Below are 12,020 nucleotides of genomic sequence, written 5' to 3'. Positions count from 1 at the left end.
GATTTATTCAAGCATTGAGCAAACAGGTTTCGAGCAAAAGGATGTGTTCCGATGAATATCAATGCGGTTGTAATCAACCCCTTCAAGGCCTGGCTAAGTGAACTGTTGCTCAATCGCGAGCTCTTTAAAGGGCCGAATGGTAGGCCGCTATACAGCTATCAGCTCACCGAGAGTGAATATGCTTCGTTGCGTGATCTGCTTAAGCAGCACTTGCAGCGCAGCGGCAATCCTGCCCATTTGCTGCATCTAGGTGCCTGCTTTTGCCTATTCGTCAGTGAGCAATATCGGCGCAACTACAACCGATCCTGGTCTTGGTCTGGCGCCGAGACAGAACTAGGAGTCCAGCTCAACCCCGCCGACCACGCAACGCTGACCCAAAAAGGCCTCGACTACTGGCAGCGTCCCGTTCGGCGGCGGGAAAATGGGCGCGACTGGCTGGGTACCCTGTATGCCGAAGGCGGGCTGCCCTGGCCGCTGGTGCAGGATGACAAGCACGGCTTTGGCCGAGCGGTTAAGCGCGGAATCAAGCACTTCTTCCGTACTGAAGGCAACCGCCGAACCACCTCGGACTTGATGGCGGACTTCGAGGAGGATCTACCGCTAGCGTTCCGCACCCTGGAAACACGTCAGCTGTTGGCTGGGATCGTCGACCAGCTGATGTACCTGGTTGAGCACTATCCACTGAAAGACCAACAGGACCCGGCCAGCTATCTGGATATGGTCGCTCCCTATTGGTCCGGAGAGTTCCCTATCCCGCTCGACGAAACTAACGCACGCAGCCTGATCAACGACTGGCTGCGTGATGCAGGGCAGAAACGTCAGGAGCGCAAGGAGGTCCTCGAAAGGGCGCGTGAGTTTACCTGTGAACATGTACTGCAAGGCGTGCTTCCCGCGTGGGCGATTCGCACCGAACTGATCTTGCCACATCACGCCACATTCAAAATCGACCTTACCCAGCTCAGTAGCACTCGGTTGGATATCGCCTATTACGAAGGCGAGCACATACTGGCCCGAGGGGGTGCCGTTTACGGACAACTAAGCGGCGATAATCTGCAGGTTCGCTTCAGCAATACGCAGGTCACCCTGGAGCGCCGCCACGTGTCGGAGCCAGTGACGCTACGCCTGCTCGACAATGGGCGAGAGGTCCACCGCTTCAAGTTCGAGGATAGCGCGCTAGACTTCCAGTACTCGCCGCTGGTTTTCGAGCGCCGCGCAGAGCGCTGGCAGCTGGCAGGCACATCCTCTTGCAGTCTGTCAGGCAACAAGGCGCTGATTCGCTTGCCTTCAGGATTTGAGCTGAACGCCGAACTGGACGCACCAACCGATATTGGCCTCGACAGGGACGCCGGTCATTGGGTCGAAGCGACTGCAAATATTTCGTTGCACTTCAAGGATGACGTCTATCGTATCGAACTCAATCAGGCGCAGGAGGAGGCGCTGAAACCAGCACTTATTGGCAATCAGGCTCAGTACGACAGCAATCCTTCGACCATTTTCCTCGGCTGGCCCAGTCTCGACTTGCCGGAAGGCTTTACTTACGGCCGCGACGAGTTGGTCGAGTTTGCCAATGGCCAGCCATTGGACGCGCTAAGACGTTCGGGCTTTTATGGCCTGGTTCGTTACAGTCTGCGTTGCAAGAGCGGGAATACCCTGCTGCAACGTCGATTTGCTGTGCTTCCCAGGGAGTTCAGCCTGGGATTATCTCCCGGCATTCAAGGGCAACCGGCACGGATCACGCTCAAGAGCGCGCAGCAGCTGGACTGCCGAATCGTTAGTGACAGCCTGAAATGCCAGCGGCTGTCCGATGTGCAAGAAAAAGTTTTTTTTCTGCAGCACGACAGCCAGAGGCCACCCGCTAGCTTTGTTCTGGAGCTTGGCACTGGAGGTAGTCAGCAGACTATACAGTTGCGCCTGCAATACCCCTACCAGGGTGTCCGCCTGCTAGATGCCGATCTACAGCCTACCAGCAGCCGTGAGCTCAGCCTAAGTGAGCTGCTCGGCCATCGTGTTGCTCTGGCCTCAGGCCAGCCGCAGGGTCAGAGCTTTTTTCTGGTACTGGAGCTGGTAAGCGAATCAGCGTTGCGCCCTCAGCGGGTGTATGAGGTTAGGGTCGGTCAAGATCCCGTCCAGCTGAGTCTTTACAGCTATCAAAACGACATCCTACAGATGCTGGGGGCGGTGGACGAACAGGACGCCTTCATCAAACTCCATGTGGAAACCGAGCAACGCCTGCTCACCCTAAACATCCGGCGCTACAACGGGCGCCTAGCCTGGCAAGGGCGGGATATCTTTGCCATCTGCGATATCGGCTCCTCCAATGTACTCGACGCTGCGCAAGTCGAGGCCATGCTGATGTCCGACCCCAAGCAAGCTCCGCTGGTACTGGTGGAGAGGACAAGCCAGGACGTTGGCACGTGCTTGTTTGAGATACCAAATGCCTTGCAGCGCAGGGGGCCCTGGCTGATTTATCCAGCCCAGGACAGCAGCGTTCAGTTCCGCCCGGCGCTATACATATCGAATACTCAGGATATCGACATGGCGGGTGAGGTCTGCTCGCTACATCGGGCGACAGAGGTGTTCCATCCCGAGCGCAACCCGGAAGTGATCAATCAGCAGATCGCTGCGATGGCCGAAGACTTTGGTCACAGTGGCTGGCAGTACCTGGCCGACCTGAAACAGCACTTCGCGCATCTACCCTTGTCGTCGTTCGAAAGCTGGAAGGCGCTTTCACGTCATCCACGTGCCATGGCCTTAGCTGTGCTGCGCCTGGAAATGGACGAGGCATTCTGCAATCGGGTGCGCGATGAGCTGGCGGTGATCTGGGAGGCAACGTCATTGCGCCTCTGGGCGGAGGTGTATCAGTACTTTCTGCGCAGCCTTCATGACCTGGGCTTGCCGCAGGTATTGATCCGCAATCTTGAGGAGAATCGGGCTTCTGTGCTGCGTGCAGTCGTATCCGGTTTTGACCATGTCGACGACTATCTGCATACCGGTAAGTGCGCTTCGCTGACCAAGGTGCCGCCGGAAGCAGCTCTACCCATCTGGTGCGGGCAACTGCGCCAGGTGCACGGCTCAAACAGGCGCTGGCCGACGGAGCTGAGCTCCGAGCTCGGCACCTGGATCTCTCGGCAGGAGCTGCCGGCGCAGCTTAAGACGCTCTCGGCAGTGGGCTATGCCAATGCGGTGATCTATTTACCGATCTTCATGGCCTTTGTGACGGCCGAAAAGGCCAGGCTGAACGATCTGGGCGTGTCATTGCCCTATCTGAAATTTGCCGTCCGCCTGCTCGCCGACTTTGACAGGCAAAACTGGTTCAATCCGGCTCATGCACTGATGGTGTCCTATCTACTGGCCACGCAGAGCGAGGCGTAAGGGTTTTCAATGCGTTACTTCAGAGACTTGATCGAGCAGAGCCTCAACCGTACGCGTGAGGCAACACTGGGTGTGCTGGGCATCAACCATGCGGGACTACGTCACCACCTTAGCGAGAGCATGGTGTATGAGTTGGGGGCTGACGGCTGCTTTCTGGCGCCACCAGTGTTTGAGCACACTTTTGGCTGGCAAGAGTCCGACAAACGCTTGCAGGATTTATCGCCCAGCCTGCTCTCTGAGAGTCTGCTGGGCACCCTGCAGAATGCCCACGCCTATCAATTCCCGAAAAGCGCGAAGCCCTACGTCCACCAGCTTCATGCCTGGAGCATGCTTCTAGCTGACCAACCGAGATCGGTGGTGATTACTAGCGGCACCGGCTCGGGCAAGACGGAATGCTTCATGGTGCCGATCCTCGAGGATCTCATTCGTGAGCGTGAGCGGAACAAGGCGCCTTTGGTTGGGGTAAGGGCACTATTCCTCTATCCATTGAATGCGCTAATCAATTCCCAGCAAGAGCGCTTGGATGCCTGGACGCGGGCTTATGGCCAGGACATTCGATTCTGTCTCTATAACGGCAAGACCGAAGAGACGGAGAGCTTTGTACGTAAAGAGCAGGCCCTGAAGCCTAACCAGATCCTTTCCCGCCAACTGCTGCGCAAGGAGCCTGCCCCCATCCTGATGACCAATGCCACCATGCTGGAGTACATGCTGGTACGTCAGGTGGACAATCCAATCTTGGAAATTTCCAGACAACAGCAATCTCTCCGCTGGATCGTCCTCGATGAGGCACACACATACATCGGCTCACAGGCTGCTGAGATGTCGCTGTTACTACGGCGCGTGGTTCAGGCATTCGGCAAGCATCCCGAACAGATTCGCTTTGTGGCCACGTCCGCCACTATTGCGGGCGCCGATGCCGAAGAGCGCTTGAAGCATTATTTGGCCAATCTCGCAGGCGTAAGGCTTGAACAGGTCGAAGTCATCAGTGGTTCGCGAGTCTGGCCCGATCTGCAGTTTCGCAAACCGCAGTACACACTCACCTTGGAAGATATCCAGGCTGTTGAGTCTGATACTGAGGCATCCATTGCTCGCTTCGAAGCACTGTGTCAGCACCCCATCGCCCAAACTCTCCGCCACACCGTTGTCAGCTCACCCAGGCCGCTGGATCTCAACGACCTGATTCGTTCCGTCAGTGACCTGTTGCAGGGCAACACCATACTGGCCCGACAGCAGGAGGTTCTGGACTGGCTAGATGTACTCACCGGCACTCGGCCGGCCCCCTCGGGGCCTCCTTTCTTGAAGCTGCGTGCCCACTTCTTCCAGCGCATGCTGAATGGTCTATGGGCCTGCGTTGATCCGAATTGCAGCACGAAGTCCCAGCACCTGTTGGACTGGCCATTTGGCAATGTCTACGTCAATCAACGCGCCCGCTGTGAATGCCAGGCCCCAGTCTACGAGTTGGGTTTCTGTGATGACTGCAAGACGCCACATTTGATTGCGGAAGATCGCAGTGGCGAGCTGCACCAGCTCAGCCCCTACACCGGCGATGAGTTCTCTCTGAGCTACGAGCACGGAGAAGAGGATTCACCTTCAGGTAGTGTAGTTACGGGCCCCAGCCACAAGACGCCCGTTCAACGCCTTGTCATTGCCGGCTTACCTGCGGCTCATGAACCCTATCAATCTGATCGGATCGATCTTGAAACTCTGAAGGTCGGCAGTCTGGTGGGGCAGAAGCCTCTTCATATTGTTTTTGCTGAAGAAAAACAGGCCTGCTGCAGTGAATGCGAGCATGCGTTTCCAGATGGCCGAAGCTTCCTGAGAAAAGCCTATTTGGGGGCGCCATTTTACGTGGCGAATGCGGTTCCAACGGTATTGGAATTCTGCCCTGATCCCGATAAGGAAGACTGTGATGGCCGATCCCCAGAGGAGCTACCAGGACGCGGACGCAAGCTGATCACCTTTACCGATAGCCGCCAGGGTACTGCGCGCATGGCGGTACGCATGCAGCAGGAAGCAGAGCGCTCTCGTCTTCGTGGTTTGGTATTCGAGACGCTGCGTAATGCACAGGCCAAAATCGATAGCCAGCCGCAGGATGTGCCTATTGGCGATTACGATGCACTTATTATCCAGGCGGCCAACCTGGAGAAGCTCGGTATGGCCAGTATGGCGAGCGATCTTCGTACCCAAGCAGAAGCTATGCGCTCAGGAAGCCTGGCGCAGGATCGTGTTGCCGCAGTTGACTGGGAGCAAATGGTTCGAGAGCTGGCAGCCACGAAGGATATTGAGCAATCCATCCTTGAGTACAACCGCTATGCCAATCCTGCCCTGTTCGATGGCAGTCAAGGCGGCACAACCATGGCGCGGTTGTTGTTGGCCAGGGAGTTTGCCCGTCGCCCGAAGAGCCAGAACAGCACGGAAACGCTGGGTCTGGTTCGTGTTAGCTACAAAGGCTTGGAAATGATCAGCAGTTGCCCATCGCTCTGGGAGCAGACCACTGCGATATCATCGACAGGCGACCCCGGCAGCAAATCTAAGCTGACGCTCCAGGACTGGCAGGACTTTCTAAAGGTTGCACTGGACTTTTATGTGCGGGAAAACACCTTCGTACGCTTGAACCGAGACATGCAGCTTTGGATGGGCAGCCGATTTACGCCTAAGTCTCTTTTCCCGCCGAAGAGTGACATTGACGAAAGCCACGTGATCAAGAAGTGGCCACAAGTCAGAACTGGCAATCCCTCGAGGCTGGTGAAACTCCTCGAAATGGCCACGGGTCTGAACCGAACTCAGAGCACCGATGCCGATAAAATCAACGGCTGGCTCGATGCCGCTTGGCACGCGCTGGTAAAGGCCACCATTCTGGAATCTACGGATGCTGGCCATAACCTCAGGCTAGAGTCCCTGACGTTTTCATTGCCGGTCACAGGCTGGGTATGCCCTCTCACGCACCGCATTTTTGAGACAACGTTTAGAGGCCTTACGCCTTATCTCCCTATCAAGCAGCTACCGCGAGACTATCGGTGTCAACCAGTTCAGCTAGCACCTCTTAGTCGCCTGCAAGTGGATGGAAGTGCGACCGCGAAGCTAACTCAGATCAGAACGCGTGTCGGTCAGGATCCGGTAATTGAAAAACTGCGATATGAAAGCCTCTGGTCAAATCTGAGCGACAGAACGGTTGAAGGTGGTTTCTATTATCGAACCGCAGAGCATTCTGCTCAGCAGTCTGCTCAGAAACTGGATACCTACGTAGATCTGTTCAAAAAGGGCAGGATCAATGTACTGAACTGCTCCACCACTATGGAGATGGGCGTCGACATCGGCGGTATTTCTGCCGTGGTGATGAACAACGTACCACCACACCCAGCTAACTATCTTCAGCGCGCCGGGCGGGCAGGCCGCCGGAGTGAGGCTCGCGCCATTGCCTACACCCTGTGCAAGGCCGATCCGCACAATCAAAGGGCATTCGCTCAGCCCAAGTGGCCATTCATCACCGCCATTCCCGCACCGAGCATCACTCTGAGTTCGGACAGGATTGTGCAGCGACATGTGAATTCGCTGCTGCTTGCCATATTCCTGCGCACTCAGACTCAAAGCGATGGTGACCGCACCAAGCTGACCTTGCACTGGTTCTTTGGCGCGGATGAATCTCCCTGCCGGCAGTTCATCAGTTGGTTGGGCAGTTGCCCAGACGAGTATGCCGAACCGGTGCGCATGCTGGTTTCCGGAACGTGTCTGCAGGGGCGAGTAGTTCTGTCCATCACCGCGGATACCCGAGACGCCATTCAGGAAATTGAGAGCTGCTGGCTGGAGGAGTTGCGCAAGCTCAATCACAAGCAGCTGACTGCCAAGGACGAGCCTTACAAGAAAGCTCTCGAACTGGAAAAGAAACGGCACTGTGATGAGTACCTGCTCCGAGACCTTGCCGCCCGCGCCTTCTTGCCAGGGTATGGCTTTCCCACCGATGTGGTGACACTTAATACCTACAATATCGAGGACTTCAAGCATAAGCGCGAGCGGAAGAGCAGTCGTGAAGACAGCGTCTTCAACAACAAGGAGCTGCCGTCACGCGGGCTGAACATCGCCATTCGTGAGTATGCTCCAGGATCGCAGGTGGTCATCGATGGTCGGGTCTATCGGTCGGCTGGCGTGAGCCTGCAGTGGCATGCCTCTGGGCAGGTCAACGAGGCGCAAAAATTTGATATTGCCTGGCGTTGTTCACACTGTGGAGCCGCAGGCGTAAAAGAAAACGCCTATACGAACAGCGCGGAGTTGACCTGTACACATTGTGCTGCTCACATTCCGTTCTCCGAGCAGCGCAAGGTCCTGCGCCCAGGAGGGTTTGTCACTGACTTCTATGAGTCAACAAGTAACGATATCTCGTCGCAAAAATTTATCCGGGTCGAGCGCCCGCGTATCCAGGTGGCCGGTTCCAACATTGCTCTACCCGACCCTAGCTGCGGTTTCGTCCGCTTTGGCCATGGAGGCAGCGTTTTCCATCATTCCTCCGGTGAGCATGAAAAAGGCTATGCCGTTTGCATGATCTGTGGCCGCGCTGAGTCGATGCTGGCATCAGGTGATATTCCGAAAACACTTCTTCCGGATCAATCGCATCGCCCGGTGGGCGGTATTACGGGTAGTCACAAGGAGCACGATTGCCCAGGCTCATCCGTACAAACCAGTATTTTTCTTGGCTACCAGATTCACACTGACGTGTTGGAAGTGTTCTTGAGAAGCCCTCTCACAGGCCACTGGCTGGGAGCCAGCACTAAAGAGCAAGCTATCGCCATGACACTGGCAGTCGCTATGCGTGATGTGATTGCGGATCAGCTCGGTATCGCTACTACAGAGATGGGGTTTGGTTTCCGCCTGGACAAGGATCTGGAAAGCGGCCAGGCCCGCAGTGTGATTCAGTTGTTCGACGAAGTCAGTGGCGGTGCTGGTTTCGTCCTGTCTGGACTCGAAGATCTGTCGAGTTTGCTGGAGAAAGCCCGAGCGAAGCTCGAGTGCCCTGTTAGCTGCGAGAATGTCTGTCCTCATTGCTTGGCAGGGCAAGACAGCCGGGTTGAGCGGGAGGAACTGGACCGCAGAATGGCGCTGAAGTGGATCCAGCAATCCGGTTTGATTGAGCATCTGGAACTGCCAGGCGATCTTTCAAGGGTTCCTGGGGCGCGTTACTGTTCAGTTGGACCGCTGCGCTACCTGAGCGCTGCTATCAACAAAATCGACCGGAGTGTTGGTGGCAACTCGATAACAGTGCTATTGCAGGGCGAAGCAGATGATTGGGAGATCGATCACCCTGAATTCCGCGAGCGTCTCTTAACCTGGCAGCTCGCAGACAAATTGCCAGTCAGAATTGCACTACCTGCAGGCGTCGCACTCAGTAGCGAGCTGAAGAACAGCTTGTCGGTACTGGCTCACCTAGGGGTGACGGTGCTCGAGGTCACCAGAGAGGGGCTTCCCGACGGCCTCTTCCTGGCGACTCAAATCACCTCTGGAGGTATTTGCAAAAGTTTGCTTTGTAACGATCCGGCTCCAGTCATACCCGGTGCTCAATGGCTGGAGGGTAACGGCAGTGCTGTCTGGGTCAGTACACAGCAATTACCCGGCGTCGAGGGCAAGGCCATCGACACGAGTGGCTGGCGTCGGCAAGAGCAGGACGCCAGGGTCATCCAGGTCACCACTGAGCTGAATGGGCCTGTGCGTGAGTTAGGGAAACGGATGCAAGCACTGATCGGCCGACAGGCTCCAGAGGTAGCTGAGCTACTGGCAAACGACCGAGTCATAAGTCTTAGCTATTCAGATCGATACCTTAAGTCGCCATGGTCGTTAATGCTCCTCAGCGGATTCTTGGATATCTTCAAAAACTCTGAGCTCAAGAGCCTCAGTATCCAGACACTCGCTGCCAGTTCCGGGCAAGCGAGCTCGTTGATATCACATGACTGGTTGTATGCAGCGGATCAAGAGTCTGTGCTGAGCCTATGGCTCGGTAGCCAGTTCTCTCTGCAGCCTACGATTGATATCAAAGAGCACACTCGGGATCTGCAGCACAGTAGGGAGATTTCCGTTGTTTGGGCTTCTGGAAAGCGCTGCAAAATATTTCTGGATCAGGGGATGGGCTATTGGCGCGGCCGCATGCCTCACCGGGCTCAAATGGGTTTCGATTTTTACAGCGACTATAAAGGCCAGGCGATACAGATGCTGGAGAAGTACAAAGACGCAACCATGGTTCCAAGTGGGGACTGGTCGACTTACATTAGCGTTGTACTAGGCTGACCCACTGACCACCTTTCTTCACATATTCGACGATTTTTTCGGTTGACAGACTGATTCTTGAATAGCCCCGGCTTTTCTAGAGACCGTCCCGCCTCAGAAAATAACGTCGTTCGAACTCTACCGGCGACAGCTTCTCGGCGAAACCATGCCGCCGCTTGGGGTTGTAAAACATCTCGATGTAATCGAACACATCACTTCGCGCCTCGTCCCGATTGCTATAGATCCTTCGTTTGATCCGCTCACGCTTGAGCAGCTGGAAGAATCTTTCGGCGACCGCATTGTCATGACAGTTGCCGCGGCGACTCATACTGCCAACAAGATTGTTGGCTCTTAGAAAACTCTGCCAATCCGAGCTGCTGAACTGACTGCCTTGGTCAGAGTGGATCATTACTTCCTGCTTCGGTTTGCGTCTCCAAACGGCCATCAGTAGCGCATCAATGGCCAGGTCGCTGCTCATACGAGGTTTCATCGACCAACCAATAACCTGCCGAGAGAACAGATCGAGCACCACCGCCAAATACAGCTAGGTGCGGATGTAGGTGATGTCGGTGACCCAAACCTTGTTCGGCTCGCTGACGTTGAATTGGCGCTCCAGCCTGTTCGGCGCAGGTGTTGGTGGCTTGCCACCATAACGACCAGGCCGCCGGCGATAACCTGTTTGCGAGCGCAGTCCTTCCGCACGCATCAGCCTGGCCACACGATGTCGCCCACAGCATTCCCCCAGCTCGCGCAGATCTGCATGGATCTTTCGATAGCCATAGACCCCGCCGCTCTCCAGCCAGGAATGCTTGATCAAACCTAGCAGGCGCTGATCATCCTTGGCACGGGCCGACCTGGGCTCAGTGCACCAAGCGTAGTAGCCACTGGGGTGCACTTTCAGAACCTGGCAGAGGCGTTGAATCGAGTAGTTCGCCGCCAACTGGCGGATGAAGGCGTACCTCAACCGGACTCCCTGGCAAAGTACGCGGCGGCCTTTTTTAGGATGTCTCGCTCTTCAGTGACGCGCTTGAGTTCGGCGCGCAGGCGACGCAGCTCTGCCTGCTGGTCGTCTTCATGCTTACGCTGGGCCTCAGGCTTGCTGTAGCGCTTGATCCATGCGTACAGGCTATGTGCCGACATGCCTAAACGAGCCGCTACGTCGGCAACGAGCAGGCCACACTCGGTCACTTGCTTGACCGCTTCGATTTTGAATTCTTCGGGGTAACGCTGGTTGCTCATGGCACCTCCTATTTGGGCCTCATTATGAGGCTTGGAGGTCTCTACGAAAGCCGGGACTATTCAGTTATCTGTCCTTGCTGGTGTTACTTGAGTTTTGATTTGTCCTGACTTTGAGGTTACTTACAAAACTAAAGTCTTGACGGGCTGTTGCGGCAAGTTTGGTGATTATTGTGGACGAGGCGCCGGCACTAGCCATTGGCGTGTATGTTAAAGCACGGCAAAGCGTAACTCTCTTCCAGAGCTTTTTTCTGAAATGACTCTGCTCAAGCCAGCGCCGCTATCGAAATAAGCTCAGAACCCCTTCAGCGCCGCAAACTGCTTTAGCCCTTAAACCCTTTCCCCACGAGATAAACCTCCCTCGACCGTGGTCGCGAGGCTTCTGGTTTGCGTATGACTACCTTCTCGAATGAGGTGCGGACGTCTTTCAGGAATTCGTCGGAGCCTTCGCCCTGAAAGACCTTGACCACGTAGTTGCCACCCGGCTTGAGCACTTGCCGAACCATGTCGAGGGTGAGTTCGACCAGGTACATTGAGGAGGCCTGGTCGGCGGCGGCGACGCCGCTGATGTTGGGGGCGATGTCGGAGACGATCAGGTCGGGCAGCTTGCCGTCGAGCTTGTCGAGGAGCTGCTGGAATACGGCATCGTCGGTAAAGTCGCCCTGAATGAAGTCGACGTTATCCAGTGGGTCCATCGGCAGAATGTCGGTGGCCAGCACCCGTCCCTTTTCGCCCACCAGCCCTCCGGCGACCTGTGACCAGCCGCCCGGGGCGGAGCCCAGGTCCATGACCAGCATGCCGGGACGTATCAGTTTGTCCTTCTCGTTCAGCTCGATCAGCTTGTAGCTGGAGCGGGAGCGCAAGCCATCTTTCTGGGCGCGTTTGACGTAGGGATCGTTGACGTGTTCGTCCAGCCAGCGGCGGCTGCTTTTGGATCGTTTCATGAGAGAGCCAACCACGGAAAATCAATGTGAGCAGCGGACCACCGCATGGAGCAGAGGGAAGCTGTTGGGCGCAAAGTGGCGGCGATTATAGGCTGATAATGCCGTGCAGGTTAAATTCACTGGGCAGGAGCGGTGCGCTGCACTGCCGAGGGCCGTCAGGCCAGGCCTGACAGGGGCGGGCAGCGGCAGGTACAATTCGTGCCTTACTTTCCCCTCTGT

The 12,020-nt window shown here is 56.1% G+C and carries 3 protein-coding genes and 1 pseudogene; 2 read left to right on the top strand and 2 right to left on the bottom strand.

Annotated features, from left to right (window positions below):
- Positions 1–51 precede the first annotated feature (51 nt).
- Together ACWPW0_RS12530 and ACWPW0_RS12525 are read left to right on the top strand one after the other, a co-directional pair.
- Positions 52–3,372 (top strand): STY4851/ECs_5259 family protein, encoded by a 3,321-nt coding sequence (locus tag ACWPW0_RS12530; RefSeq protein ID WP_454255505.1) that lies wholly within the window; start codon positions 52–54, stop codon positions 3,370–3,372.
- A 9-nt stretch (positions 3,373–3,381) separates the two neighbouring features.
- Positions 3,382–9,642 carry a DEAD/DEAH box helicase gene (locus ACWPW0_RS12525; RefSeq protein WP_454255504.1) on the top strand — a complete coding sequence of 2,087 codons (6,261 nt, stop codon included), beginning with the start codon at positions 3,382–3,384 and terminating at the stop codon, positions 9,640–9,642.
- Positions 9,643–9,718: 76 nt separating this feature from the next.
- Here the strand turns inward: ACWPW0_RS12525 and ACWPW0_RS12520 are convergent.
- Positions 9,719–10,860 (bottom strand): annotated as a pseudogene (locus ACWPW0_RS12520) (IS3 family transposase).
- A gap of 320 nt (positions 10,861–11,180) precedes the next feature.
- Positions 11,181–11,801 carry a 23S rRNA (uridine(2552)-2'-O)-methyltransferase RlmE gene (rlmE, locus tag ACWPW0_RS12515; protein WP_447591312.1) on the bottom strand — a complete coding sequence of 207 codons (621 nt, stop codon included), beginning with the start codon at positions 11,799–11,801 and terminating at the stop codon, positions 11,181–11,183.
- Positions 11,802–12,020: the final 219 nt, after the last annotated feature.

It is taken from the genome of Pseudomonas sp. Marseille-Q8238 (genome assembly GCF_965111915.1).
This window is presented reverse-complemented; position numbering and strand designations above follow the sequence as displayed.

Bases quoted from the DNA above. Each gene is read 5' to 3' on its own strand.
- ACWPW0_RS12530 (WP_454255505.1), top strand. From the start codon at position 52: ATGAATATCAATGCGGTTGTAATCAACCCCTTCAAGGCCTGGCTAAGT.
- rlmE (WP_447591312.1), bottom strand. From the start codon at position 11,801: ATGAAACGATCCAAAAGCAGCCGCCGCTGGCTGGACGAACACGTCAAC.
- ACWPW0_RS12525 (WP_454255504.1), top strand. From the start codon at position 3,382: ATGCGTTACTTCAGAGACTTGATCGAGCAGAGCCTCAACCGTACGCGT.